This window comes from Pseudomonas sp. C9D1, from assembly GCF_056491235.1.
In genome coordinates this window covers 446,782-473,495 of record NZ_JBSZIE010000002.1, presented here as the reverse complement: position 1 = coordinate 473,495, position 26,714 = coordinate 446,782, and the positions used below count along the sequence as shown (strand labels likewise).

21 protein-coding genes and 2 pseudogenes are annotated in these 26,714 nt (G+C 67.1%); 13 read left to right on the top strand and 10 right to left on the bottom strand.

Features of this window, described 5'->3' with window-relative positions; translation table 11 throughout:
- Window positions 1-29 precede the first annotated feature (29 nt).
- The gene (locus tag ACXI0U_RS10420; RefSeq protein ID WP_479550195.1) at window positions 30-1,907 is read right to left on the bottom strand and encodes a di-heme-cytochrome C peroxidase; all 1,878 of its coding nucleotides are present in this window, start codon (window positions 1,905-1,907) and stop codon (window positions 30-32) included.
- A gap of 316 nt (window positions 1,908-2,223) precedes the next feature.
- On the opposite strand from ACXI0U_RS10420, the gene ACXI0U_RS10415 reads away from it, so the two are divergent.
- Entirely contained in the window at window positions 2,224-3,510 is a 1,287-nt protein-coding gene (locus tag ACXI0U_RS10415; protein ID WP_431484329.1) for a sigma-54-dependent transcriptional regulator, read from the top strand.
- 412 nt (window positions 3,511-3,922) lie between these two features.
- On the opposite strand, the gene lpdA is transcribed toward ACXI0U_RS10415, so the two are convergent.
- Window positions 3,923-5,323, bottom strand: coding sequence for a dihydrolipoyl dehydrogenase (gene lpdA / locus ACXI0U_RS10410; protein WP_479550194.1), 1,401 nt, complete (start codon window positions 5,321-5,323; stop codon window positions 3,923-3,925).
- Between the two features lie 185 nt (window positions 5,324-5,508).
- Window positions 5,509-6,453 (bottom strand): IS110 family transposase, encoded by a 945-nt coding sequence (locus ACXI0U_RS10405; protein WP_431482168.1) that lies wholly within the window; start codon window positions 6,451-6,453, stop codon window positions 5,509-5,511.
- 358 nt (window positions 6,454-6,811) lie between these two features.
- Here ACXI0U_RS10405 and ACXI0U_RS10400 point away from each other — a divergent pair, with 358 nt between their 5' ends.
- The gene (locus ACXI0U_RS10400) at window positions 6,812-7,765 is read left to right on the top strand and encodes an IS1595 family transposase (RefSeq protein ID WP_431484331.1); all 954 of its coding nucleotides are present in this window, start codon (window positions 6,812-6,814) and stop codon (window positions 7,763-7,765) included.
- Between the two features lie 131 nt (window positions 7,766-7,896).
- Here the strand turns inward: ACXI0U_RS10400 and ACXI0U_RS10395 are convergent, their stop codons facing one another.
- A complete protein-coding gene (locus ACXI0U_RS10395; RefSeq protein WP_431484332.1) occupies window positions 7,897-8,784 on the bottom strand; it encodes a pseudouridine synthase in 888 nt (295 codons plus the stop codon).
- Between the two features lie 190 nt (window positions 8,785-8,974).
- Between ACXI0U_RS10395 and ACXI0U_RS10390 the strand changes: the two genes are divergently transcribed.
- The 8 genes from ACXI0U_RS10390 (at window position 8,975) to ACXI0U_RS10355 (ending at window position 16,314) form a co-directional block, all read left to right on the top strand.
- Entirely contained in the window at window positions 8,975-9,649 is a 675-nt protein-coding gene (locus ACXI0U_RS10390) for a GntR family transcriptional regulator (protein WP_431484333.1), read from the top strand.
- 51 nt (window positions 9,650-9,700) lie between these two features.
- Window positions 9,701-10,375, top strand: a complete 675-nt coding sequence (locus ACXI0U_RS10385; protein WP_263404447.1) for a DUF2848 domain-containing protein — start codon at window positions 9,701-9,703, stop codon at window positions 10,373-10,375.
- Window positions 10,372-11,706: an amidase gene (locus tag ACXI0U_RS10380; RefSeq protein ID WP_479550193.1), complete on the top strand. Its 1,335-nt coding sequence runs from the start codon at window positions 10,372-10,374 to the stop codon at window positions 11,704-11,706. Before ACXI0U_RS10385 ends, ACXI0U_RS10380 begins: the two co-directional genes overlap by 4 nt.
- A 44-nt stretch (window positions 11,707-11,750) precedes the next feature.
- Window positions 11,751-13,046 (top strand): MFS transporter, encoded by a 1,296-nt coding sequence (locus tag ACXI0U_RS10375; RefSeq protein ID WP_431484336.1) that lies wholly within the window; start codon window positions 11,751-11,753, stop codon window positions 13,044-13,046.
- A 228-nt stretch (window positions 13,047-13,274) separates the two neighbouring features.
- Window positions 13,275-13,592 carry a helix-turn-helix domain-containing protein gene (locus ACXI0U_RS10370; RefSeq protein ID WP_479550192.1) on the top strand — a complete coding sequence of 106 codons (318 nt, stop codon included), beginning with the start codon at window positions 13,275-13,277 and terminating at the stop codon, window positions 13,590-13,592.
- A complete protein-coding gene (locus tag ACXI0U_RS10365; RefSeq protein WP_374981100.1) occupies window positions 13,585-14,847 on the top strand; it encodes a type II toxin-antitoxin system HipA family toxin in 1,263 nt (420 codons plus the stop codon). Before ACXI0U_RS10370 ends, ACXI0U_RS10365 begins: the two co-directional genes overlap by 8 nt.
- A 223-nt stretch (window positions 14,848-15,070) precedes the next feature.
- Window positions 15,071-15,412: an I78 family peptidase inhibitor gene (locus ACXI0U_RS10360; protein ID WP_021217265.1), complete on the top strand. Its 342-nt coding sequence runs from the start codon at window positions 15,071-15,073 to the stop codon at window positions 15,410-15,412.
- Window positions 15,413-15,657: 245 nt separating this feature from the next.
- Window positions 15,658-16,314 (top strand): DUF2848 family protein, encoded by a 657-nt coding sequence (locus tag ACXI0U_RS10355; RefSeq protein WP_021217264.1) that lies wholly within the window; start codon window positions 15,658-15,660, stop codon window positions 16,312-16,314.
- Between the two features lie 5 nt (window positions 16,315-16,319).
- Here ACXI0U_RS10355 and ACXI0U_RS10350 read toward each other — a convergent pair whose 3' ends face one another.
- Window positions 16,320-17,165: an EamA family transporter gene (locus tag ACXI0U_RS10350; protein WP_431484337.1), complete on the bottom strand. Its 846-nt coding sequence runs from the start codon at window positions 17,163-17,165 to the stop codon at window positions 16,320-16,322.
- A 149-nt stretch (window positions 17,166-17,314) separates the two neighbouring features.
- A complete protein-coding gene (locus ACXI0U_RS10345; protein WP_431484338.1) occupies window positions 17,315-18,301 on the bottom strand; it encodes a cyclase family protein in 987 nt (328 codons plus the stop codon).
- 100 nt (window positions 18,302-18,401) lie between these two features.
- Here ACXI0U_RS10345 and ACXI0U_RS10340 point away from each other — a divergent pair, with 100 nt between their 5' ends.
- A complete protein-coding gene (locus ACXI0U_RS10340; protein WP_021217261.1) occupies window positions 18,402-19,286 on the top strand; it encodes a LysR family transcriptional regulator in 885 nt (294 codons plus the stop codon).
- Window positions 19,287-19,648: 362 nt separating this feature from the next.
- On the top strand, window positions 19,649-20,002 hold the full coding sequence (locus tag ACXI0U_RS10335) for a winged helix-turn-helix transcriptional regulator (RefSeq protein ID WP_263404633.1): 354 nt from the start codon (window positions 19,649-19,651) through the stop codon (window positions 20,000-20,002).
- A 424-nt stretch (window positions 20,003-20,426) separates the two neighbouring features.
- On the opposite strand, the pseudogene ACXI0U_RS10330 reads toward ACXI0U_RS10335, so the two are convergent.
- The 4 genes and pseudogenes from ACXI0U_RS10330 to ACXI0U_RS10315 form a co-directional block, all read right to left on the bottom strand.
- A pseudogene (locus tag ACXI0U_RS10330) lies at window positions 20,427-21,026 on the bottom strand (methyl-accepting chemotaxis protein); the annotation flags it as partial.
- Between the two features lie 258 nt (window positions 21,027-21,284).
- Window positions 21,285-22,265, bottom strand: a pseudogene (locus ACXI0U_RS10325) (HAMP domain-containing protein); the annotation flags it as partial.
- A 455-nt stretch (window positions 22,266-22,720) separates the two neighbouring features.
- Complete coding sequence (ald, locus tag ACXI0U_RS10320; RefSeq protein ID WP_021217258.1) at window positions 22,721-23,854, bottom strand: alanine dehydrogenase; 1,134 nt, start codon at window positions 23,852-23,854, stop codon at window positions 22,721-22,723.
- A gap of 464 nt (window positions 23,855-24,318) precedes the next feature.
- Complete coding sequence (locus ACXI0U_RS10315) at window positions 24,319-25,740, bottom strand: mechanosensitive ion channel domain-containing protein (RefSeq protein WP_479550191.1); 1,422 nt, start codon at window positions 25,738-25,740, stop codon at window positions 24,319-24,321.
- A 391-nt stretch (window positions 25,741-26,131) separates the two neighbouring features.
- On the opposite strand from ACXI0U_RS10315, the gene ACXI0U_RS10310 reads away from it, so the two are divergent.
- A complete protein-coding gene (locus ACXI0U_RS10310) occupies window positions 26,132-26,698 on the top strand; it encodes an antibiotic biosynthesis monooxygenase (RefSeq protein WP_479550190.1) in 567 nt (188 codons plus the stop codon).
- Window positions 26,699-26,714: the final 16 nt, after the last annotated feature.

Below are 26,714 nucleotides of genomic sequence, written 5' to 3'. Positions count from 1 at the left end.
GTGGCAGGGAGGGGTTTTACAGCGGTCTATCAGCCTTCGCAGGCGGGGCCGGGCGTCCAGGGTTTGGGCGCGACGGGGCTGAGCTTTTCCTCCAGGGGCTGGTTGCCCATGACCTTGAGGTACTCGATCAGCGCGAGGCGTTCGTCCGGCGAGAGGGCGCGGCCGATCACGCCGTTCTGGCGGCAGCCGTCGCGGAATTCATGGCCCTGGTTGCCGTTGCCGGTGACCGAGGTCTTGAACAGGAAGCCGCCGGGGAACTTGTCGTGCTGGAAGCCGGCGAACTGCGGGTCGTACTCGAAGTTGCCGACGTAGAACTCCTTGGCGCGTTCGGGCACGGGGGAGAGCAGCTGGAAGAGGGTGGGCACTGAGCCGTTGTGCAGGAAGGGCGGGGTGGCCCAGATGCCGTCCAGCGGGCGGGCCTTGTAGGCGCGCAGTTCACGCACGCCGATCTTCAGGCCGTAGCCGTCCATCTGCTTGCGTTCCTCGCCGCTGATGCCGGCTTCCTGGTAGGCGCGGTCTTCGACGAAGGCGGTGAGGTAGGCCAGGCCCTTGGCGCTGGAGATCTTGCTGAAGTCGAGGTCTTTCAGCGGCGGCTTGCTGAACAGTTCGACGTCGAGCTTGGAGAGCTGTTCCTTGGTCCAGCCGAGCTTGGTGATGTCGAAGCGGTGGTCGGCGATGTTGTCGGCGGTGGTGGGGTCGGTGCCGATCTTGTCGGTGGCGACCATGCGCATCTTCCATTCCGGGTCGCGGTCGGGAGCGAGGCGCTTGTCCACCGGTTGCGGGTTGGGGGCGTGGCAGTAGGCGCAGTTCTCGGCGAACAGGGCGCGGCCCTGGCTGGCGCGGGGCAGGTCGATCTTGCCGAAGACCTCTTCCGGCCAGGTCGGCGGCTTCAGGGTCTTGAGGGTTTCTTCCAGGGTGTGCAGGTCGCGCACGCGCACGCTGGAGGCGTAGCGCTGGTCCAGCGGCACCGGCTGGCCGTTTTCCTGGTGCAGGGTGAGGCTGGCGCCCACGCCGAGGGATTCGCCGATGTTGCGTGCCATGGGCTGCATGGCGGAGCCGTTCCACTGCACCCAGTCGAACTTCCAGATGTCCCACAGCTGCGGGTAGCTCACCGGGGCGTTGGCGATGCGGTAGTTGGCCGGGTCGATGGCGTCGCCGAACACGCTGTTGGCGATGCGGCCGAAGGCGTCGGTACGGCCAAAGCCTTCCTCGGTGGGGTAGAGGCCGCGGTGGGTGTCGTTCCAGGCGGTGCCGAGCAGGCGGTCGAGCACATCCTTGAAGTCGCTGCGCAGTTCGTCCTTGCCCTTGGGGTATTCCTCGCCGAGTACCGTCTTGGCGAAGCGGTTGAACTTGAGCGGGTTGTAGTAGGTGAAGGCCATGCTCATGCCCAGCGCCTGGCCGAAGCCGCCGCCCTTGAGGGTGGGCACGGTGGAGGCGAGGGAGTGCAGGGCGGCGCCGCCGTCGATGCGCACGGCCTGGCCCTTGTAGTGCAGTTCGCCGGTGTGGCAGGCGGCGCAGCTGATGTCGAGGTACTGCTGGCCTGTGTCGTCGTCCTCATGCCGGGCGAAGCCCACGGGCAGGTTGCCGGGGTTCAGCTCGGTGGGCTTCTGCTTGGGGTCGACGAGGAAGCCGAAGCGGCCGAGGTATTCCGGGCGGGCGAACTTGTCGCTGGAGAAGGGCAGCTCGAGGGCGGTGAACCAGTCGTAGCGCAGGCCCTTAACCGTGGTGCCCTGGGGGGTGTAGTAGTAGGTCTGACGCGCCTGTTCGTCCCACTGGTCGAGGTAGTGCAGCTGCTCGGGGGCTTTGTAGGTGGGCAGGTTGGGGTTGGCGACGTAATAGAGGACGACCGCCAGGCCCACGAGGACGAGCACGAGCAGAAGCACCAGGGTGCGACGCAGGATTCGCATCAGATACATCCTTGTAACCAGTGTGGAAAATCCTACGTTATGCCAATCAATAGGAATATTGGCAAGGTGCTATTACCAATGTCCTCAGATTGGGGTGTTTTGTCGGTTGCGTCATGTTTTTGCAATCCCATTTCCCACGGCCTTTTCGGCATAGACCCGCGCAATCTGACGGCGCTGTGGCTTTAAGAACTTTTCGCGATTTTTCCTATAAGAAATGGTTCCATACCCCGTCAAAGATATTGCTAGCGTTACAGTTAGAAGCGCCAAACCATTGTTTTTATTGCATTAATCAAAAAATTGGCGCCAAGGATGGGACATGTTGGACACCATCACCCCGACTGCTCGCCGCGTGCTGATGATCGACCCTTGTGAGGAGTGCCGACAGCTGCTGCCGCGCCTTCAGGCCAGCGGCTGGACGGTGGAGAGTCGCGAGTCGCAGCAGGCGCAGGCGGGCGGCTATGACGTTGGCCTCTTGTGCTTGCGGCATGAGCACCTGGACAACCCCGAACGCATCAAGACGCTCATCAGCAGCAGCGGCACGGAGTGGATCGGCCTGCTGGGGCGGGATATCGCGCCCCAGGAACGGGTCGAGGATTTCGCCGGCGAGTGGTTCTTCGACACGCTGGAAATCCCGGTGGATTCCACCCGGCTGCAGGGGCTGCTCGGCCGCGCGTTCGGCATCGCCCGGTTGCGCGGGTTGGGCAGCCGCCAGGGCGCCGAGCACGAGCTGCTGGGGCAGAGCCGGCCGCTGCGTGACCTGCGCAAGCAACTGACCAAGTTCGGCCCGCTGGACAAGCCGGTGCTGATCCTCGGCGAGAGCGGCACCGGCAAGGAGCTGGTGGCGCGCACGCTGCACCGTTACTCGCGGCGCGTGGGCGGCCCCTTCGTGGCCTTCAATTGCGGGCTGCTGGACGAGGCCGGTTGCAGCGCCGCGCTGTTCGGCCCCAATGGGCGCCTGCAGGCAGCGAGCGGCGGCAGCCTGTTCCTCGATGCGGTGGGCGAGTTGCCCCTGGAGGTGCAGAGCACGCTGATGCACTGCCTGCGCACCCGCAAGCTGCCGCAGCCCCAGGGCCCGGCGCGCAGCCTGGATGTGCGCCTGCTGGTGGCGTCCGACCGCGATATCGAGCTGATGGCCGAGCAGGGGCGCTTCCTCCCCGAGCTTTACCAACTGCTGGCGGCGCATCAGGTGCGCCTGACGCCCCTGCGGCGGCGCCAGGGCGATATCGCGCTGTTGGCCAATTACTTCGCCGACCTCTACAGCCTGGAGTCCGGGCACAAGCCGCGGCAGTTCAGCGAAGAGGCGCTGACGGCGATGGTCCGCCACCACTGGCCGGGCAATGTGCGCGAGCTGGCCAGCCGGGTGCGGCGCGGCTATGCGCTGGCGGAGGGGGAGCAGATAGAGGCGGGGGAACTGGGCCTGCACAGCGTGCCGATGGACAGCGTGCTGATCGGCACCCTGGACGACTACAAGCGCCGGGCGGAATACCAGGCGCTGTGCGATGCGCTGGCGCGCTACGGCAACAACCTCAGCCTGGCGGCGCGGGTGCTGGGCATCTCGCGGCCGACCTTCTACCGGCTGCTGCACAAGCATCAGCTTCTTTAAGCAGCCGGGCTCCGTGCAGGGAGCCGAGCCCCGCGCGCCGATGTGCTCTTGTAGGGTGTGCTGCGCGCACCGATCCCGCGCTCGGCCCGTCCGGCGAGCGCCGTAATGCTCCGTGCCGATCCGACCTTTGAGGCGCGCACACCCTACGGCACGCGTTCATCCTCTGGGGCTTCAATTCGAATGCTCACAACCTTTCCTCTTGGCAAGGGGGCTTGGCCAGACTTCGGGGTGTGGAAGTAGGGTGTGCTGCGCGCACCTGGGAGCCTACCGGAGGCACCGTGCGGAGGTGCGCACGGCACACCCTACGGCACGAGTTCGTCCTGCCGGGCTCTGAGGAGCAATGACTCCTGGCCAGGTCTCAAGCAAACGAAAAAGGCGCCGGGTAGGCGCCTTTTTCATGGGCATCACGCCGTCAGCTTTGCATCGCCCAGCCGCTGACATCCATGGCCGCCTGGCGCAGCGCTTCGGAGCGCGTCGGGTGCGGGTGGCAGATCAGCGCGATGTCTTCACTGGAGGCGGAGAACTCCATCGCCACGCAGTACTCGCCGATCATCTCGCTGACGCTGGGGCCGACCAGGTGCACGCCCAGCACTTCGTCGGTGCGCTCGTCCGCCAATACCTTGGCGAAGCCTTCGGTCTCGTGGTTGATCTTGGCGCGGCTGTTGGCGGTGAAGGGGAACTTGCCCACCTTGTAGGCGCGGCCTTCGGACTTCAGCTGCTCCTCGGTCTTGCCCACGGTGGCCACTTCCGGGCGGGTGTAGATGACGTTGGGGATCACCTCGTAGTTCACCTCGGCCTTGTGCCCGGCGATGCGCTCGATGCAGACGATGGCTTCGTCCTCGGCCTTGTGCGCGAGCATCGGGCCGGAGGTGACGTCGCCGATCACCCAGACGTTGGGCGTGGTGCTCTGGTGCTTCTCGTTGGCGAGCATGCCGCGCTTGTCGACGCTCAGGCCCACGGTTTCCAGGCCCAGGCCCTGGGTGTAGGGGCGACGGCCGATGGCTACCAGCACATAGTCGGCCTGGATGCTTTCCGCCGCGCCGCCGGCAGCCGGTTCGACGCTGAGTTCGATGCCGTTCTTGCCGCTCTTGGCATTGGTGACCTTGGAGGCGAGCTTGAACTTCATGCCCTGCTTGGCCAGGGCGCGTTGCAGGGTCTTGCCGGTTTCCACGTCCAGCCCGGGGCAGATGCGGTCGAGGTACTCCACCACCGTGACCTCGGCACCCAGGCGGCGCCAGACGGAGCCCAGCTCCAGGCCGATCACGCCGGCACCGATCACCACCAGGTGCTTGGGCACCTCGGGCAGGGACAGGGCGCCGGTGGAGTCGAGGATGCGCTTGTTGTCGATTTCCACGCCCGGTAGCGGGGTGGGCTCGGAACCGGTGGCGATGACGATGTGCTTGGTCTCCAGCACCTGCTCCTTGCCGTCGGCGCCTTTCACGGCGACGCGACCCGGGCCGTCGATACGCCCCCAGCCCTTGATCCACTCGGCCTTGTGCTTGCGGAAGAGGAACTCGATGCCCTTGGTCAGGGCGCTCACGCTGTCGGCCTTCTGTTTCATCATCTGGCCGAGGTTGAGCGTGGGCTTGACCTCGATGCCGAGCAGTTCGAATTCCTTGCCGCTGGCCGCTTCATAGAGTTCGGAGGCGTGCAGTAACGCCTTGGACGGCATGCAGCCGATGTTGAGGCAGGTGCCGCCCAGGGTCTCGCGGCCTTCCACGCAGGCCACCTTCAGGCCCAGCTGGCCCGCCCGGATGGCAGCGTTGTAGCCGCCTGGGCCACCGCCGATCACAACCACGTCGTATTGGCTCATGAAATTTCCTTCTGTCTCGATTGATGGCTATCAACCCAGCAAGCGTAGTGGAGCTTCACGGCGCGTCCATCGGCTTTGGATGACGGCCGTAATATCCTCGCGCCTGAATGATCGGTCAAGAAAAGATCGTGTTGGTCAGGGGGGGGGAGGGGCGGGGAGCGCTCTGGATTGTGGGAGATTCTATGTCAACCAGCCGTAGCGTCCCGGTGTCGGTACGGCTGTTGGCTGGTCATCAGGGCAAAGGCGATTCTGGCCAGTTTCCGGGCGAGGATCGTTAGGGCCTCGGTCTTCTTCAAACCCCGCTGCAAATAAGCTTGATAGCGTTCCTTCCAGGCGGCTGTGCGACTGGCGGCCATGGCGGCGTTATGCAGTAGCCGTCGTATCTCCGGATCCCCCTGCTTGGTCAGCTTGCGCCGGCCGATGTAGCGCCCCGACTCCCTGACCCGGACATCCAGCCCGAGGAAGGCGATGAATGCATCGCTACTGCGGAAGGTACCCCGCAGGAAGGCCAGGTTCAGCGCAGCAGCGGTGATCGGGCCAACCCCTTCGATCTCCTGGCAACGTTGTGCCTGCGCGCTCAAACCGGCCTCTTTCAGCGTGGATTGCAGCGCCCTGTTGAGTGTCCGCTCCAGGTCTTTCATCTGCTGCAGGACGGGCTTCAATGCCTCCGCCAGTTGGCGATCCTGGGCGAAGCTCAGGCGCAGAGCCGTCGTTACTCGCACCAGAGTGGCGCGACGGTGCAACAGGGCCTGCAGTTTGCGGTACAGGCGGCTCGGCGGCGCCCAGGGGTGCAACTGCTTCTGCTCATGGGCTAGATAGCGGGCCAGCAGGCGGGCGTCGCTCAGGTCGTTCTTGACCCGGCCACCGATGCCTTTGCGGTAGTTGCTCAGGCGGTAACCATCGATCACGTAGACCCTGTGGCCACGTTTGTGCGCCAGCGTGGCGACGGCAACGTGGTAGGTGTTGGTGGCTTCGATGGCCAGGCTGCAACCTGCAGGCAGGCTCTTGAGCCAGGTGGCGATAGCGTGCGGCTCATTGATGAGCTCGCTGGCCTGCTCCAGATCTGCTCGATACAGACTCAGACTGTCTTTGGCGACATCGATACCGATTACGGTGCTCTGCATTGTCATGACGAACTCCCAGGGCCAAGATGGAATGACCTGTCGGGGGCTCACGATGGCGCAGGCTTGCAGATATGGTCGGTCTCGGGGGCGGACCTGAGCCGATGGATTCCTTATCGGCGCTTGCAGTGAGGTGAGGGGCGGGAGAAATCTCCCACGGTCTGGCTTGCAGAAGCGATTTCGCTCCCTCCGCCCCCCGACAGGTTCCACCCTAGGACATACAAGCGAATTCATTCGCGATCGGAGCCCGGTCGGGGCTCCGGACGGCGGCGCGGTGCACCGCTGGGCGAATGAATTGGCTCTGTCTGCGTTAAGTGTTGCTAGCTTCTAGACTTGTCGTTACGGCATCTCTTTCAGGAGGTCTGCCATGCGTGCGACAGAGTTTCGGAGCTGGCTATCTCGCCTGACTCAGCTCAATCAAACCCAGCGGGATCAGCTTCAAACGCAGCTGTCCTGCCCTCAGGGCATGCTGGCGGAGGCGCTGGAGCCTCCCGAGCATTGCCCCCATTGCCAAGCCACGGCCTTATGCCCATGGGGTTCCAGTCACGGCTTGGCCCGCTACCGATGCCGAACCTGCAGGCGCACGTGCAATGCGCTGACGGGCACGCCATTGGCTCGACTGCGTCATCGGGAGTGTTGGGGGCGCTATGCCGAAGCCATGGTGAAAAGCCTGACGGTGCGCAAAGCCGCTGAACATTGCGAGGTTCACAAGAACACCGCATTCCGCTGGAGGCACCGTTTCTTGCGCTTGATCGCCGAGCATCGAGCACAGCATGAATCAGGGATTGTCGAGGCCGACGAGACCTTCTTCCTGGGGTCATTCAAAGGTCAGCGCAAACTGTCACGTCAGGCCCGCAAGCGCGGGGGCAGAGCACGGCGCAAAGGATTCACGGCCGAGCAGATCCCGGTCCTGGTGGTACGTGATCGGAGTGGGCAGCACGCCGACTTCCAGTTGAAACAACTCAATGCCGAGCACGTAGGTGAAGTGCTACGGCCGTTGCTCGATCCCGACGCGGTGCTGTGCACGGACAGCGCCGCGATCTACCAGAGCTTCGCCAAGGCAGAGGGCATTACCCACCATCGCGTGAACCTGCGCCAGAAGCGCCGCACCGATGGCGCCTTTCACATCCAGAACGTCAACGCCTATCACGGCCGCTTGAAGCTCTGGATGAAGCGCTTCAACGGTGTCGCGACCAAGTACCTGGAGAACTACCTGGGCTGGCGACGGCTGCTTGAGCGTTATGGAAATGATCTCAACCCTTTGATTTGTATGAAGGAATCGCTCGGCGACTATCCAGTGCAACAGCTAACGCAGACATAGCCAATGAATTCGCCCCTACAGGGTGCAAGCCGGTGGCGTGGGTGGGGCGATGGGGCTTTCGCGAATGAATTCGCTCCCACGGGGTAGGTTGGGCTGAGGCACGAAGCCCAACGCAGCGGAGCTCGTCGGGGTTAAGCGATATCCATCAGGCGCAGTTGGCTTTCAAAGCGCAGCGCCTCGCCGCTGATGGGGTCGACGAAGGCCAGCTCGCGGGCCAGCAGTTGCAGGGGGCGGGCGTGGTCGTCGGGGGCGCTGGTGTCGTGCAGGTCGGGGTAGAAGCCGTCGTTGAGGATGCCGGCGCCGAGGGCGGCCATGTGCACGCGCAGCTGGTGCTTGCGGCCGGTTACCGGGTGCAGGGCGTAGCGCCACAGCTGCGGGCCGCGCTCGATCACCTCCAGGCGGGTTTCGGTGTTGGGCTCGCCGGCCACCTGCTGCATGCGGAAGAAGGGCTCGCCCGCTTCCAGGCGGGTGCGCAGGGTGCAGGGGAACTCCAGCTGCGGCAGCGGCGCGGCCACCGCCTCGTAGCGCTTGTGCACACGGCGCTCGCGGAACAGCGCCTGGTAGGCGCCACGGCTGCCCGGGTCGCGGGAGAACAGCACCAGGCCGGCGGTGTGTCGGTCGATGCGGTGCAAGGGCACCAGGCCGGGGAGACCGAGGCGGCGGGTGAGGCGCGCCTGCAGCGTCTGCTCGACGTATTCGCCGGCGGGCATCACCGGCAGGAAGTGCGGCTTGTCGGCCACCACCAGGCGCTCGTCCTGGTAGAGCACGCGTTCTTCGAAGGGGATCTCCCGCTCCTGCGCCACTTCGCGGTAGTAGCGGATGCACAGCCCCTGCTGGTAGGGGCGCGTGGCGTCCACCGGCTGGCCTTCGCCATCGGTGACCCGGCCACGGGCCATGCGGTCGAGCCAGGTGGCGCGGTCGATGGCCGGGAAATGCGCGCACAGGCAGTCGAGCACCGTGGCCCAGGGGCCCTGGGGCAGGTGCAGCGTGCTGGGGCGCACATTGGGTTCGGTGCTCATGGCCATCTCCGGCAAAGCCTGGCGGGGCGCGCATTAGGCCGCAGCGGGGGCGGGCGGTCAAACCCCGGCGTGTTCGTTTTCCCATTGCCCAGTGGGGCTTCGGCTGGCAGCAGAAACGGACGGCCTCACCTGTCGAGCCTTTGAAACTTCAGCCTAGGATCACGGCCACTTCAAGCCACCGGGCCCCGCCATGACCGCCTTCGACATCGCCCCCTCCGCCCCGGCGCCAGCCGCCTCGCTCTCGCTGCGCGACGCCGCCTACAGGGCCATCAAGGCGCGGATCATCCGCTGCGAGTTCCGTCCCGGGGAAGTGCTCAACGAGGCCGCGCTGGCCAGCGGCCTGGGGCTGGGCCGCACGCCGGTGCACCAGGCGCTGCAACGCCTGGAGGCCGAGGGGCTGGTGTCGATCATCCCGCGCAAGGGCGTGCTGGTGACGCCGCTGTCCATCGACGAGGTGCTGGAGATGATCGAGGTGCGCCTGTGCAACGAGGTGCTCTGCGTGGGCCTGGCCATCGAGCGCGCCAGCCAGACGGAAATCGCCGCCATGGACGAGCTGCTGGCCCGCGTGCCGGCGCTGATCGCCGAGCGTGACGTGGCGGCGCTATCCGCCCTGGACCTGCAATTCCACCTGGCCATTTCGGCAGCCGCGCGTAACCGCGTGCTGGCCGATCTGCTGCGCAGCCTGCACGAGCGCCAGGCGCGCTTCTGGTTCCTCTCGCTGGCCACGGCCGGGCACCAGGAAGCGGTGCACCAGGAGCACCGTCGTATCCTCGAGGCCTTCCGCACGCGGGATGTGGCGGCGGGGCAGCGGGCCATGCGCGACCACATCGAAGCCTTCCGCAGCACCATCGGCAGGAGCATCTGAAGCCGGGGCAACGGGCCCCGGCGCCTTTTCATGCACGCAAGGAGAATGACCATGGCACTGGATTTCATCGTCGCGGGCGAGCGTCGCCTCGCCTTCGAACCCCGGGAACTGGTGATCGCCGGCTGGACCGGGCGCAACCGGGTGGCCGTCGACCGGCACATCGCCGAGCTGGAGACGCTGGGCATCCGCCCGCCCACGGAGGTGCCGTGCTTCTACCAGGTGGCGGCCTCGCTGCTGACCACCGCCGAGAGCATCCAGCTGCCCCGCGACCATTCCACCGGTGAGGTGGAATGCGTGCTGATCGCCGCCTGGGACGGCCTCTACGTCGGCGTCGGTTCCGACCACACCGACCGCCAGGTGGAGGCGCTGGACATCACCCTGTCCAAGCAGCTCTGCGCCAAGCCGGTGAGCCGCCAGCTGTGGTCCTTCGACGAGGTGGCCGGGCATTGGGACAGCCTGGTGATGCGCTGCTGGCGCGAGCGCGAGGGCCAGCGCGAGCTGTACCAGGAGGGCGAGGCCGGCAGCATGCTCGACCCGCTGGACCTGATCGAGCGGCGCAACGGTGGCATGACCCTGCCCCAGGGCAGCGTGATGTTCTGCGGCACCCTCGAGGCGCTATTGCCCATCGCCCCGGGCGAGGCCTTCTGCGTCGAACTGCACGACCCAGTGCTGGAGCGCACCCTCAGCCACCGCTACACAGTGGAGGTGCTGGAGGTGGAGGCATGAACGGCCTCGTCACCCTGGCGGAATGGTCCGCGCGCCTGTCCAACGGGCGCACCAGCAGCCGCGAGCTGACCGAAACCATGCTGGCGCGCGCCCAGGAGCACTTCGCCGGCGGCGGCCATGCCTTCATGGAACTGGACGAGGAGGGCGCCCGCGCTGCCGCCGCGTTCGCCGACCAGCGCCTGGCCCTGGGGCGACGGGTGTCGCCGCTCGATGGCCTGCCGGTGTCGATCAAGGACCTGTTCGACATCGCCGGCCAGGTGACCCGCGCCGGTTCGCGGGTGCTGGAATGGCAGGCCCCGGCCACGGTGGATGCGCCCGCCGTGGCGCGCCTGCGCGAGGCCGGCGCCGTGCTGCTCGGGCGCACCAACATGACCGAGTTCGCCTATTCCGGCCTTGGCCTCAACCCGCACTTCGGCACGCCCCTGTCGCCCGTGGGCGAGGGGCTGATCGCCGGGGGCTCCAGCTCCGGGGCCGCCGTCAGCGTGGCGCTGGGCATGTCGGTGGTTGCGCTGGGCACCGATACCGGCGGCTCGGTGCGCATCCCGGCGGCGTTCTGCGGCATCACCGGCTTCAAGCCCACGGCGCGGCGGGTGCCCGGCGAGGGCATGGTGCCCCTGTCGCAGAGCCTGGATTCCATCGGCCCGCTGGCGCCCACGGTGGCCTGCTGCGCCCAGGTGGACGCGCTGCTGACCGGCGCGCAGCCCTGGCGCGATGCCGGCCTGCCGTTGCAGGGGCAGCGCTTCTTCGTCACCCCCGACTACGTTTTGGAAGACCTCGCGCCGGAGGTGGCGCAGGCCTTCGACTGGGCCATCGCGCGCCTGGCGGAGCAGGGCGCGGAGATCGTCGAATTCCGCTTCCCCGAGCTGCTGCGCCTGCCGGAGATCAATGCCGGTGGCGGCTTTGCGGCGGCCGAGTCCTGGCATTGGCACCGCGAGCGCCTGCTGGCCGAAAGCGCCCGCTACGACCCGCGCGTGGCGGTGCGCATCGAGCGCGGCAGCCGGCAGAGCGCCTGCGACTACCTGGAGCTGCTGCTGGAGCGCGCCGAGCTGAAGGCCCGCGCGGCGGAGGTGCTGCTGGGGGCGGATGCCTGGCTGATGCCCACGGTTTCCATCGCGCCGCCGCGCCTGGCGGAGATCACCGATGACGACGCCTTCCAGCGCATCAATGCGCGGGTGCTGGCCAACCCCGCCGTCATCAACTTCCTCGACGGCTGCGCGCTGTCCATCCCATTGCCGGAACGCCCCGGCATCGCCCTGAGCCTGTGCGGGCTCGGCGGGCAGGACGCCAACATCCTGCAACTGGGGGCCGCGGTGGAGCGCTGCCTGGGCTGACCCTTCACCTCTGCGGGCGGCCTGGCCGCCCCGGGAGCGATCGCATGTCCATTTCCGATCCGGCCCGTTCATTCCTGCGCGAGCGGGCCTACCGCAGCATCACCTGGCGCCTGGTGCCCTTCCTGGTGGCGCTGTTCATCCTCGCCTGGCTGGACCGGGTCAACGTCGGCTTCGCCAAGTTGCACATGCTCGACGACCTGGGCTTCAGTGAAGCCGTCTACGGCCTGGGCGCGGGCATCTTCTTCATCGGCTATTTCCTCTTCGAGGTGCCGAGCAACCTGCTGCTGGAACGCATCGGCGCGCGGCGCACCCTGGCGCGCATCACCATTTGCTGGGGGCTGATCTCCACCGCCATGTTCCTGGTGACCACGCCGATGCAGTTCTATGCGCTGCGCTTTTTGCTCGGGGTGTTCGAGGCGGGCTTCTTCCCCGGCGTGGTGCTTTACCTCACCTACTGGTTCCCCACCGCACGGCGTGCCCGGGTCAATGGCCTGTTCATGACCAGCTTCGCCCTGGCCGGGGTGATAGGCGGGCCGCTGGCGGGGCTGATCATGACGGGCATGGCCGATGTCGGCGGGCTGGCCGGCTGGCAATGGCTGTTCATCGTCGAAGGCGTGCCCTCGGTGCTCGCCGGCCTGCTGGTATTGCGCTACCTGCCCGAGCGCCCGGCGGACGTGCGCTGGCTGAGCGCCGCGCAGCGCGCCCTGGTGAGCGCCGAAGTGGCCGCCGACGCCGCCGCGCCGGGCAAGGCTTCCGGCCTGCGCGACGCCTTCTGCAACCCCCATGTGTGGCTGTGCGCGGCCATCTACTTCTGCCTGGTGAGCGGCAATGCCACCATCGCCTTCTGGGTGCCGACGCTGATCCGCGACCTGGGTGTGCAGGGCAGCCTGGATATCGGCCTGCTGGCCGCCTTGCCCTTCGCCGTGGGCACGGTGGCGATGGTGCTCAACGGCATCCATTCCGACCGCAGCGGCGAACGGCGCCTGCATTGCGCCGGTGCTGCCGCCCTGGCCGGGGTCGGGCTGGCGGCCTGCGCCGCATCCATGGGCCACGGCGTGGCGGCGATGCTGGCGCTGACCCTGGCGGCGGTGGGCATCCTCGCTGCCTTCCCGGTGTTCTGGTCGCTGCCCACGCTGTTCCTCACCGGCACCGCGGCGGCCGGCGGCATCGCGGTGATCAACTCGGTCGGCAACCTCGCCGGCTTCGCCGCGCCCTACCTCATCGGCTGGGTGAAGGACCGCACCGGCGCACTGGCCGGCGGGCTCTATGGGGTGGCCGGGCTGGAGCTGCTGGCGGCGTTGCTGGTGGTGGTGTTCATCCGCAAGACGCGGCACGGCTAGGCCCTTGCATGGGAGGGCGTGCTGGTTACCCAGGGCCGAGCGGCAGGCCGCCACACGCTGTGCTCGCCCCGAATGCACTAGGCTCTAACTGCTAAATTCAGTATTTCGAAGATTATTGGCGCTACTCTTCAATAAGACGTGTTTTTATGAAGTTATAGGGCTTTCTGAATTTTCATATAACTCTATAATTATGCGTATTAAAGGCGATTTCTGGGTTTAACACTCGATATGATGAATTTAGGTTTGGTCAAACCGGCGGAAGTGGTCGAACTGCTCTGCGTGCGTCTGCGCCAGGAGCGCCTGATCCAGGGAATGACCCAGGCCGAGGTGGCCGCCCGTGCCGGTATCGGCGTTAGCACCCTGTCCAATCTGGAGGCCGGGCGCAGCGTCGCGTTCGACAGCGTGGTTCGCGTGGCCATGGTCCTGGGGCGTCTCGAGGAGCTGGAGCTGTTGTTCATGCCGCAACTGGAAAGCCTGGATGACATCCTCCGCTATGAACAAGGCGCCCAGCGTCAGCGGGTGAAAAGGAAAGCCGGCGATGTCTAAGCGGGTCGACGTCTACTACGACGGCTGGGGCGCGCATTGGCGCTGGGGCTCGCTGGTTTCCTCGACCGCGCTCACCGGCCGCCCGTTGATTGCCTTCGAGTACAGCGAAGAGGCGCTGGACTCGGGGCTGGAGCTGTCGTCCCTGCGTCTGCCCTTGAAAGGCCCACGGCTGCGCAGGGATTTCCCCGATCATCAGCTGTCGCTGCCGGGGCCGGTCTACGACTCGTTGCCGGATGGTTGGGGCATGTTGCTGATGGACCGCCTGTTCAAGCGCCGTGGGCTCAACCCCGCACATGTCGGCCCCCTGGAGCGCCTGACCTACATAGGCGCGCATGCCATGGGGGCGATGTCGTTCGAACCGGCGGCAGCAGAACCGCCGCTGCCCGCTGAAGAGATTCCCCTCGAGCAGTTGGCGGCGGAGGTCCAGGAGGTGCTCGACGGCGAGGGCGGGGAGTTCCTGCAGCAGTTGATGCTCATGGGCGGCTCGCCGCACGGCGCACGGCCCAAGGTCCTGCTCTATCGCGACCCTGCGTCCGGCCGCTTCAGCACCGCGGCGGCACCTGGCCTGGATGCCTGGCTGATCAAGTTCCCGGCGGCCTGGGAGCACCCCGAGGTGTGCGCCACCGAGGCGGTCTACGCGCACTGCCTGCGCGAATGCGCGATCGACACCCCGGACACCGAATACTTCGAGCTACCCAATGGGCGGGCTGCGTTCGCCAGCCGACGATTCGATCGGCAGCAGGGCATGCGCGTCCCCATGCAGAGCCTGGCCGCCTTCACCGGCGCGGACTTCCGCGCCCCCGGCGCATTGGATTACACCAGCTTCCTGCGGGCGACCCAGTTCTGCTGCAACGACGTGCGGGAGAAGGCGCGCGCCTTCGAGCGGATGGTGTTCAACGTGGTGTTCAACAACCGCGACGACCACCCGAAGAACTTCGCCTACCGCATGGCTTCCAGCGGCCAGTGGACCCTGGCCCCGGCCTACGACGTGACCTTCTGCGAAGGGCCGGGCGGCTACCACCAGATGGATGTGATGGGCGAAGCGCTGCGCATCACCCGCCAGCACCTGCTCAAGCTCGCCGTGGACGAGGCGGACCTCTCGGCGCGGGACGCCGCCGATGTCATCGCGCGGATCTGCGACGTGGCCAGTGGTTTTACCGCCTGCGCCGAGGGCCAGTTCCCTCAGGGCATCACCCGTGACACCGTGCGCACGATCCAGGGGCGCATCGACGACAACATCGCGCTGCTCGGCTGAGGCGCGTACCCCGCTACGGATGTGCTAAGCCTGCATAAGGCCGGCGCAGTGACATGCCGCAAGGATTTCACCGTGCAGCGCAACGGGCAGCGGGCCGGAGCCGCGCTACAATGCGCGCCTGCGTCGGGAACGGCGAGCCGGCGGTGCGTGTCCCATGCACGCGGCCCGGGCCTTCCCAGCCACCGATTTCAGCTTCGTTTTCACTTTGTATGAGGATCGCAGTATGTCTCGCACTTCCATCACCCTTGGCCTGGCGCTCGTAGGCGCTCTGCTGGCCGGTTGCAGCTCCACCGATGCGCCGGCGGAGAAACCTGCCGCCGCTGCCACCGAGAGCCTGCCGGCCGCCGCTCCTTCGGAAGACGGTCGCTGCTCGTCCGGCCCGGTGCGCTCGCTGATCGGCAAGGCCGCCACCCCCGAATTGGTGGAGCAGGCCAAGAACGCCGCCGGTGCCAGCGACGTGCGCGTGCTCAAGCCGGGCAGCGTGATGACCCTGGAATACAACTCCCGCCGCCTCAACATCGACACCGACGACACCAACCTGATCAAGGGCGTCAGCTGCGGTTGAGCTGAGCCACCTCCAGGGCCCGCGTCGCCGGGCCCTGTCCCTCCCGCTGCTGCCATAAGGCTCCGTCCACACCTGTGGTGGTGCCATCCTTCAAGGGTTACGGACTTCGCCCTCTGTGCCCGCAACGTCCCGCCCCCTAGCATCTGAGCTTCATCGCTTCCCGCCCGGCTGGATCGCACCCCCTGACGATTCGGCATCACCCCGCGCGGGAAACACCGCATCACCGCAATCGACAGGAGTTAGCCATGACACTGCACTTCACCGTGGCCGGTGGGGAGTCCCTCGCGTTCGACGTGCGCAGCCTGGTGGTCGCCGGCTGGACCGGGCGCGATGCCGACCAGGCCAGCGCCCAGGCCCGTACCCTGAGTGCACCGCCGCCGCAGGAGTTGCCCCGCTTCTTCGAGCTGTCTGCCGACCTGCTGAGCACCGATGAGGACTTTCAGGTGCCGGGCAACGACTCTTCCGCCGAGGTGGAGTGCGTGCTGTTCTCCACCGGCACCGCGCTCTACGTCGGCATCGGCTCCGACCATGCGGACCGCCGCGTGGAGGGCTACGACGTAGCCGTCTCCCGCCAGCTCTGCCTCAAGCCGGTGGGGCGCGAGCTGTGGCGCTTCCACGAGGTGGCGGGGCATTGGGACCAGTTGCTGCTGCGCTGCTGGCGCCATGTGGAGGGGCGGGACGAGCTGTCCCAGACCGGGCTGGTGGCGACGTTGCTGGACCCCCGCGAGCTCATCGCCCGGCGCACCGGCGATGCCAGCCTGCCGGCCGGCACGGCAATGTTCTGCGGCACCTTGCCTTTCATTGGCGAGCCGCTGCCGGGAGAAGGGTTCAGCGTCGAGCTGCACGACCCCGTCCTGGGGCGCAGCCTGCGTCACAGCTACCGGGTCAAGCCCCTCGCCTGAGGGGCTCAGCCCAGCTTCATCACCACCACGCCGAGGGCGATCACCGCGCACGCCAGCAAGCGGATCGGCTTCATGGGCTCCTTGAGGAACAACCAGCCGATCAGCAACGCGAACACCACGCTGGTCTCGCGCAAGGCAGAGACCAGCGCCACCGGCGCCCGCGTCATCGCCCAGATGACGATGCTGTAGGCCAGCAGCGACATGGCGCCGCCCGCCAGGCCGCTCTTCCAGTACGGGCCCAGTTGCAGGAATACGCGCGGCCCGCGCTGCACCGCGATCACCCCGGCCATCACCCAGCCATTCACCGCGAACAGCCAGGCGGCGTAGGACAGCGCATCGCCGTTGCTGCGTGCGCCCACCGCGTCGGAGAGGGTGTAGCCGGCGATGAAGGCTGCGGTCATCAGCGAGCAGAACAGCATCGAGCGATTGATCCCGCCCCCGGCACGCCCGCCGCGCCAGGCCATCAGCCAGATGCCGGTGACCAGGGTCAGCAGGCCGGCCAGTTCGGCGTGGCCGAGCCCGTCGTGGAGGAAGGCCAGGGACAGCAGCGCCACCATCAGCGGCGAGCTGCCCCGGGAAATGGGGTAGACCTGCCCGAGGTCGCCGTACTGATAGGCGCGGGCGAGGAAGTGGTTGTAGCCGATGTGCAGCACGGCGGAGAGGATGATCCAGGGCCAGGCGGCGGCCACCGGGAAGGCCACGAAGGGCAGGGCGCAGAGGGCGACCAGGCCGGCGGCCATCTGGATCAGGGTGGCGGTGAGCAGGCGGTCGAGGCCGATCTTCAGCAGCGCGTTCCAGCCCGCATGCAGGGCGGCCGCCGCCATTACCACCAGAAAGACCGAGGTTTCCACGCGCGAGGTTCCTTGTACCGACGGAGCGACGGCGCCCACGAGGGGCGCCGCGAAGGAGGCGCGATAGTGACACAGCCTCTTGCTCGCTGTGAAACCGCCGTCTCCTTCTTCGTAGCCCGGGCTTCAGCCCGGGAAGCTCGCCGAGAGCCTCAGTTGATCGGCAGCGCCACCGGGCGGATCGGCGCGGCATCGGCACCGCGGAACTTCAGCGAGGCGCCGATGAAGGCGAACTCATAGACCTTGTCCCGCGAGAGGCCTTCCAGGTCCACCAGCTCCATGATGGGCGCGCCCTGCTGGGCCAGCAGGTAGGTGTGCACCGGGATGTAGTTCTCCGGCACCTCGGTGGGGAAGGTCTCGAAGCTCAGGTTGTCCGCGCCTACCACCATGGCGCCGCCTTCCTCGATGAGGAACTTCGCTGCGTCCAGGCTCAGGCCCGGCGGGTTGGTCATGTAGCGCTGGGCGTTCTCGTAGTCGCGCATGCGCCCGGTGCGGATCAGCACCACATCGCCTTTCTCCAGGCGCACGCCCTGCTTGTTCAGGGCTTGGCGCAGGTCCAGGCGGGTGACGCGGTAGCTGTCCGGCAGCATCTCCACGCCCTTGGCGGCGGGCACGTCGATCAGCACGCCACGGGCGACGATGGGGGGCAGCTTCTCGGCGCCGGTCACGTTCCAGCCCCGGTCGCCCAGGTGGTCGGCGGCGGCATAGCCGTTCCAGATCTTGCCCTCCAGGCCGAAGTGGTTGAGCGCGTCGATATGGGTGCCCATGTGGGCGTACATGGACACCGCCGAGCCGGTGTAGCTGACGTGGCGGTTCATCGCCTCGCCCACGCCCATCGGGTCGGCCAGCAGATTGCCGTGGGGCGTGTGGGTCATCCACATCTGGTAGGGCGGGTCGCCGGCGGCCTGCCAGCTGGGCATGCCGATGAAGTACTCCACGGCCAGGTCGTAGGCCTTGCCACCGGCGAGGCGGCCGAGGATGGCGGCGCGGGATTCGGGGGTGATCAGGTTGAGGCGGCCGATCTCGTCCTTTTCGCCCCAAGGGCTCTTGCCGACTTCCTCGGCGGCGAGGGCGCCCTGGGCCAGGGCCAGCAGCAGGGGCAGGGCGGCGAGGCGGGAAAGGGGGTGGGGTAGGTGCATGGCGGAACTCCTGGGTGGTGATGAGTGCCGCGATGGTATTTGTTGAGTCTGAAGAGATAATCTGCGCATCCGCTGAAAGACATTCAACCCGAGGGAAAATATGGACCTGCTCGTTGCCATGCGCACCTTCCGCCGCGTCGTCGAGCTCGACGGCTTCAGCAAGGCCGCCCTCGACCTGGGCCAGTCCACCGCAGCGGTGAGCAAGCAGGTGCGCCAACTCGAGGCGCGCCTGGGCAACCTGTTGCTGCTGCGCACCACGCGGCGCATGAGCCTCACCGACACCGGGCGCGCCTACTTCGCCGAATGCTGCCGCCTGCTGGACGAGCTGGAGGCCCTGGAAAGCGCCACTGCCCAGGGTGCGGGCGAGGTCAGCGGGCGCCTGCGGGTGAATGCGCCGCTGTCGTTCAGCCTCAAGGTGCTGTCGCCGCTGCTGGCGGAGTTCATGGCGCTCTACCCGCAGCTGAATGTGGAGCTGACCCTCGACGACCACCTGCTGGACCCGGTCTCCGAAGGCTTCGACGTCTCCTTGCGCATCCGCTCCAGCCTGGCCGACTCCACGCTGATCGCCCGGCGCCTGGGGGAGGTGGAGCAGGTGATCTGCGCCTCCCCGGGCTACCTTGCCGCGCGCGGCACGCCGCAGCGGCTCGAAGACCTCTGCAGCCACGACTGCCTCGCCTACCGCCTGGCCGACAGCCCCGGCGGCTGGCGCCTGGACGGCCCCAAGGGGCGCGGCGTCGAGCTGCGCACGCGGCTCTCGGTGGACAACAGCCTGATGCTCGGCGACCTGCTGGTGGCCGGTGCCGGCATCGGTGCGCTGCCGTCCTTCATCGCCGCGCCGCTCCTGGCCAGCGGCCAGCTGCAACAGGTGCTACCGCACCAGCAGCTGGCCCGGCGCAGCATCTACGCCCTCTACGCCAGCAACCGCCACCTGCAGCAGAAGGTGCGGGTGTTCGTCGACTTCCTGGCGGAGCGGCTGGCGGGGTGAGGCCGTTTCACAGCGCGTTGCGGTGATCGTCTTAATGTAGGTCGGGTGCAACCCGACGGCGGTGCCGATCAAGTACGCGGGTTTCACCCGCCCTACGGAGTGCGGGCCTTGATCGCAATGAGTTCGCTCCCACTGACGGCATCACCCGCCTACCACCCGAAATGTAAGTACCGGTGTTTTTGTGCGTGCGACTTGATCAAGGTCAGGGTGGGCCTTCGACGCAGAGTGCCCAATAGAAAGAATTTCAGAAGACTCTTGCGGAGGAATCAGAAGATGTCCTCAGACACCCACCCAGTGCCGCATTCGGGCGCGCTTGATGCCCGCAGCGCAGTAAACGGCCTCGACAGCAGGATGCTGAGCCTATGAGCAGTTACGAGAAACACGGCAATCCGGGCCTGGATGCCGTCATGAAGGTGATCGGCGGCAAATGGAAGGCGCAGATCCTCTACAGCCTCGGCGACCAGACGCGTCGCTTCGGCGAGCTGCGTCGGCAGATCGGCGGCATCAGCGAGAAGATGCTGGTGCTGCAGCTGCGCGAGCTGGAGCTGGAAGGCCTGGTGCTGCGCCGCGACTACCAGCAGGTGCCGCCCCGGGTGGAATACCGCATCACCCCCCTGGGCGCCTCGCTGGTGGACGCACTCAAGGTGCTCGACGACTGGGGCCAGCGTCACGGCGGGCAGATCGGCCTGCCGCCCCGGGTGATGGAGGACGAGTAGCGGCACGCGGGCTTCACCCGCCCTACGGGATTGGGCATCGCATGTAGGTCGGGCGCAACCCGACACGCTTGCCGGAAACGCGGGCTTCACCCACCCCACGGAGCTTTGCCGGGCGTAGGGTGGAGGTCGCTTTTTACCTCCACCAGCGGTGCCGCGCCGTGCTGCGAATGGTGGACGGGTGAAGCGTCGTCCACCCGAACCGTCACTCCCAGTCAGCACAGACGCATCCCGGGATGTGGAGGTCGTTTTTTACCTCCACCAGGTGAGGTTGCAGGACTGCACCGACGGTACTGCCGGCTACTCCCATCGCGAATGAATTCCCACAGGTTGAGCGTCGGATGTAGGTCGGGTGCAACCCGACGTGGTTACCCCTGAATGCAAACGGCCCCGCATGTGCGGGGCCGTCGTTCATCCGTCGTCTGCGTCAGATGCGGAAGCTGCCTACCAGGTGCTTCAGGCGTTCGGCCTGTTGCTCCAGGTCGGCGCAGGCGCGCAGGGTGGCCTGGAGGTTTTCCACGCCTTCCTGGTTGAGGGTGTTGATCTCGGTGATGTCCATGTTCAGGGCTTCGACCACCGAGGTTTGCTCCTCGGTGGCGGTGGCCACGGACTGGTTCATGCCGTCGATCTCGCCGATGCGCTGGGTCACGCTGGAGAGGCGCTCGCCGGCCAGGTTGGCGATTTCCACGCTCTGCTGGCTGTAGCGCTGGCTCTCGGTCATGGTGCCCACCGCTTCACGGGAGCCGATCTGCAGCTCTTCGATCATCTTGTGGATTTCCTGCGCCGACTCCTGGGTACGGTGGGCCAGGTTGCGCACCTCGTCGGCGACTACGGCGAAGCCACGACCGGCTTCACCGGCGCGGGCCGCTTCGATGGCGGCGTTGAGCGCCAGCAGGTTGGTCTGCTCGGAAATGCCTTTGATCACGTCGAGGATCTGGCCGATGTTCACCGTCTTGCCGGCCAGGGTTTCGATCTGGGTGCTGGAGGCGCTGATCTTGGTGGACAGCTCGTGCATGGCGGTCAGCGTCTTGCCCACCACCTGCTTGCCTTCCTCGGCCAGCTCGCGGGCGTCGGAGGCCTGGTGCGAAGCGTCGGCGGCGTTGCGGGCGATTTCCTGGGCGGCGGCGCCCAGTTCGTTGATCGCGGCGGCGACGCTGTTGGTGCGCTGGGCCTGCTCGTCGGAGTTGTGCATCGAGGAGTTGGAGGCATTGACCACCAGCTTGGCCACTTCGTTGACCTGGATGGTGGCCGAGGACACCTCGCGGATCGACGCGTGGATACGCGACACGAAGCGGTTGAAGGCCTGGGCCAGCTCGCCGAACTCGTCCTGGGAATGCACGTCCAGGCGGCGGGTCAAATCGCCTTCGCCCTCGGCGATATCACCCATGGCGCGGCCCATCACCAGCAGCGGCTGCATCAGCACGCGGATCAGCATGCCCAGCAGGAAGAAGGTCACGACCACCGCGATGAGGGTGGCGATGACGGCCGAGGTGCGGAACTCGCCGAGCATGGAGAAGGCGGCGTCCTGGTCCAGCACCAGGGCGATGTACCAGTCGGTGGACGGCACGCCCTCGATGGGGGTGAAGGAGATGAACTGGGTGCGGCCGTCCACGTCGATTTCGGAAACGCCCGGGCGGATCACCGGGGCGGCGCCGGGGTAGAGGTCGCTGAGGTTCTTGAGGATGTACTGGTTCTGCGGGTGCAGCAGCACCTTGCCTTGGGCGCTGACCAGGAAGGCATGGCCATTGCCCTTGAAGTTCAGCGAGTTGATCAGGCGGGTGATGCTGTCCAGGTCCATGTCGGCACCGGCGACGCCGACGAAGCGGCCATCGACGCGCACCGGTGTGGCGATGGTGATCACCAGCTTGCCCGAGGAGGCGGCGATGTAGGGCTCGGTGAGGATGGTGCCCTGGGCGGCGCTGGCAGCCTTGTACCAGCCACGCTGGCGCGGGTCGTAGTCGGACGGGCGATTGCCCGCCGGCACCGAGAACATCAGGCCGTCTTCACCGCCGAAGTAGCTGAGCTGGAAGCGCTGGCCATACACCGGCAGGCCGATGGAGCGGGCCAGTTGTTCCTTCTCGGTGCCATTGGCAGCGACCTGCTGGCCGAGGGATTCGAGCAGCTGGATGCGGCCTTCGAGCCAGTTCTTGATGTTGCTGGTGGTGAGGGCGCCGAGGTCCTGCAGGGAGTTGTGCACGTCGGTGCGCAGGGTCTGGCGCTGGCGGTAATCGTTGAACAGCACGAAGCAGGCGAAGGCGGTGATCATCACCAGGGACGCTGCCAGGAGGATCTTGTGGCTGAACTTCAGGTTTTTGGGCATCGCAAGGGTATCCACGTGTTCTGGCAGCGGGTGTGCCTGTTATCGACAGCCGGGTTTTGCCAGGCTGCGGGATAGTCGTTACAGCGCGGAGTACGGGGTCGCCGTCTGGCCGCGAACACAGCCAGGGCTGGGCCGACGCACGAAGCGGGCCTTGGCTGGACGCTGTGAGGGTTCCGCAGGACGCGGAGAAGGGTCCGGGCGCCGTGGCGCTAAGGGACATGAGCCCGGGTTGCGGGCGTTGTATCTGCGGGCATTCCATCGCCGATCGGCCCGACACGGGAACGCATGGCGCCGGGCGGCGCGCATGATGTCATTTTGGTTGTGACGGGTGAATCCCCCTCGGTCATATTTACAGCGCAACGCGGACGGACGGGTGCAACCGGGTGCTACCCGTCCGCGGCCTAGGCGTGCTTCGCCAGGTCCTTCAGCAGCTCCGCCGGCGCCGTCCAGGGCAGGTTGTGGGCTTCGGCGACGCCGGCAATGGCCAGGCGGCCATGGGCGACGTTGAGGCCGTTGCGCAGGTGCGCGTCGTCCGCCAGGGCCTTGTACGTGCCCTTGTTGGCCAGGGCGATGACGAAGGGCAGGGTGGCGTTGTTCAGTGCCAGGGTGGCGGTGCGCGCCACGGCGCCGGGCATGTTGGCCACGCAGTAGTGCACCACGCCGTCGACCTTGTAGGTGGGCGCCGCGTGGGTGGTGGCGTGGGAGGTTTCCGCGCAGCCGCCCTGGTCGATGGCGACATCCACCAGCACCGCGCCTTCGGCCATCAGCGCCACCATCTCGGCGGTGATCAGTTTCGGCGCGGCGGCACCGGGCACCAGTACGCCGCCTATCACCAGGTCGGCACCCAGCACCTGCTCGCGCAGGGCCGCGTGGGTGGAGCAGAGGGTGACGATGCGGTTGCCGTAGAGGGTGTCCAGGCGGCGCAGGGCATCGACGCTGCGGTCCAGCACGGTAACGTCGGCGCCCATCCCCACGGCCATGGCCACCGCATGGCTGCCAACCACCCCGGCGCCCAGCACCACCACCTTGCCCGGGGCCACCCCGGGCACCCCGCCGAGCAGCACGCCGCGCCCGCCACGGGCCTTCTCCAGGCAGCTGGCGCCGGCCTGGATGGACATGCGCCCGGCCACTTCGGACATCGGCGCCAGCAGGGGCAGGCGGCCGAGGTGGTCGGTGACCGTTTCATAGGCGATACAGGTGGCGCCCGAGGCCATCAGTTCCTCGGTCTGCGGCCGGTCGGGGGCCAGGTGCAGGTAGGTGAACAGCGTCTGGTCCGAGCGCAGGCGCGAACGTTCCGTGGCCAGGGGCTCCTTGACCTTCACCAGCAACTGCGCGGTGTAGAAGAGCTCGTCGGCGCTGGCGGCGATATGCGCGCCGGCCTCCTGGTAATCGGCGTCGCTGAAGCCGATGCCGGCACCGGCGTGGGTCTCGATCCACACCTCGTGGCCGAGCCGGTGCAGCTCCGCGACCGATTGCGGGGTCAGCCCCACACGGTATTCGTGGTTCTTGATCTCCCTGGGCACGCCGATGCGCATGGCCATCTCCTCCAGTCGGAAGGGTTCCTGTCTGGAGTGTAGAAAAGCTTGGCTAATTCGTAGGATGGGTAGAGCTACGCGAAACCCATCAATTTGCACGGTGGGCGCGAATCCATAGGTGATTCGCGGCGCCGACAGGGGCGGAACGTAGGGCGGGTGAAACCCTCGTGGCCGGTATTCGTGTTGCGATTTGCAGGGCGTCCTGCAACTGCGCGTGATGGGTTTCGCTGTGCTCTACCCATCCTACGGGCGACGTGGGCATTTCGCGGTTCAGCTTGTAGCCCGGGCTTCAGCCCGGGAATGCCAGGCATCCGCTCTACGGCTTGCGCAACCACGGCAGAACGTAGGGCGGGTGAAACCCGCGTGGCCGGTATTCGTGTTGCGATTTGCGGGGCGTCCTGCAACTCCGCGTGATGGGTTTCGCTGTGCTCTACCCATCCTACGGGCTACGTGCAGCGCCCGGTCTACGGCTTGCGCAACCACTGCAGGAAGCCACCCTTGCGCAGGGCGGTGGGCTTTTGCAGCAGCAGGGAGTGGCTGGCCTGCTCGCGGAAGGCATGCAGGCGGTTGAGCGCGGTGCGGATTTCGCTGCGCTGCTCCAGGCAGGTGCGGATGTTGTCGCGGTCGATGCGGTACAGGCGGCAGGAGGTGAGGGCGGTGAAGCGGGCCCGGGAGGGCGTGTCATCGATGATGCCTTCCTCGCCCATGATCTCGCCGGGGCCCATGCGCCCGGCCTCGACCCAGGCGTCGCCGTCGGGCACCGCCGCCGAGATCACCCCGGTGCCGATCACCAGCAGGTGCCCGGCCACCTCGCCGGCATCCAGCACCACCTGGCCGGCCAGGTAGTCGCGGGCATCCATGGCCTGGGCGATCAGGTCCTTCTCCTCGTTGCCCAGGGCACGGAAGATCTTCACCTCGTCCAGCAGCAGGCGCTGGCGGGACTGGGGCAGGGCATCGGCCTTCCACACCACGCCGCTGGCCTCCAGGTGGCGATGGGCGAGGTCGAACATCAGGTTGCGCACCTCCACCTTGCTGGTCTTCGGGCCGACGAAGCCGCTCGCCTCGTAGACATTGACCGAGGCGCCGGCGCTCTTGATCGCCACCTTGGGCGCGGGGGCGGCGAGCAGGGCGCTGCAGCCCTGCAGGGTCTTCTCCAGGGCGTCCAGCACCCGGCGCGGGCGCACGCTGGCGGGCACCTCCAGGCTGATGGAGACCCCGTGGGCATCGTTGGGGCGGCTGCTGTTGAGGATCTTCGCCTTGGCCGCCACCGAGTTGGGGATCACCGCCGTGCTGCCCTGGCCGGTGAGCAGGTGGGTGGCGCGCCAGTCGATCTCGATGACCTTGCCCTCGGTGCCGTCGATGGAGATCCAGTCATCCAGCTGGTAGGGCTTGGTGGTGTTGAGGATGATCCCGGAGAACACGTCCGCCAGGGTGCTCTGCAACGCCAGGCCGACGATGATCGCCATGGCGCCGGAGGTGGCCAGCAGGCCCTTGACCGGCAGCTGCATCACATAGCCGGCGGCGGCGACTATGGCGACGAGGAAGATCACCGCGCCCATCACGTCCTGCAGCAGGCGCCCGGTGTGGCCGTTGCGCGAGATCAGCAGCAGGCCCAGCACCACGGTGAGGGTGCGTGCGCAGTACAGCCACCAGACGATCTCCAGCACCGTGGCAGTGAGCGCCTGGGCGGTGTCGGCACCGGGCGGTGGCAGCAGCGGGCTGAGCCCGGCACCGATGATCAGCGCACTGTAGGCGAGGAACAGCCCCAGGCGTGCCAGCACCCGCCAGGCCGGCGGATTGGCCGGCAGCAGGCGCCAGAGGACCAGGTCGAGGAGCACCAGGGCGACGCCGAAGATCAGCGGGTAGTTCTGCAGCAGGTCGGGCATTCGCGGGGGCCTCGGGGCGGTGGCGGTGTCGGGGGCGCGCAAGCATCTCGCTGGCACGCGCCCGGCGCAAGAGGGGCGATCACGGCGGTGCATTCTGGCCCAGCACGCGCCGTTCGAAAGCCCCTGGAGGTGCCGGAATAGACGCTTTGGTCATCACCAGCGCACATCGGCGCCAAGCCAGCACATGCATACAAGTAACCCCTGGCCCGGCGCGGCACCATGGTCGTCGATCAACGCTGCGGGACTCGCTGTTGGCACCCGCAATGGCTCGCCGTCGCCGGCTCATTCACAGGGCCCGTGCCGCGTTTCGGCGGGTACGGCGCAACGGCGCTGCTACGCTGAATTTCCCGGCGCCGGCCGCCGGCGCTCAACCCCTGGACAGGAGCTGGACATGCCCGATGAACTCACGCGGGAAGTCGTCACCCTGCTGGTACGCCACCGTATCCGCGCGGGCAGCGAGGCCGCTTACGAAGCCTGGCTGCGCCGCATCATCACCATCGCACGGGGTTATCCCGGCCACCTCGGCATCGACGTGATGCGCGGCCACGAAGCCGGCCTGGCGCTGTTCACCTGCGTGTTGCGCTTCGCCAGCACCGGGCAGTTGCAGGACTGGCTCGACTCCGGCGAGCGCCGCGCCCTGATCGCCGAAGCCGAGCCGCTGCTGGCCGACGGCGACCGCATCGAGGTGCAGGACGAGCGCGAGTTCTGGTTCACCCCGCAGGCACCGGATGCGCCCCAGCCGCCGCGCTGGAAGCAGGCCTGCGTCACCTTCCTGGTGATCCTGCCGCTGAGCCTGCTGGTGCCGCTGCTGTGGCAGCCGGCCTTCGCCCGCCTGCCCTGGCTGGGCAGCTACCTGGGCAGCAACCTGGTGATCACCGCCAGCATCGTGCTGCTGGTGGTGTACCTCTTCATGCCCCGCGCCACCCGGCTGTTCGCCGGCTGGCTCAACGCCCGCTGACCGGAGAACCCCATGG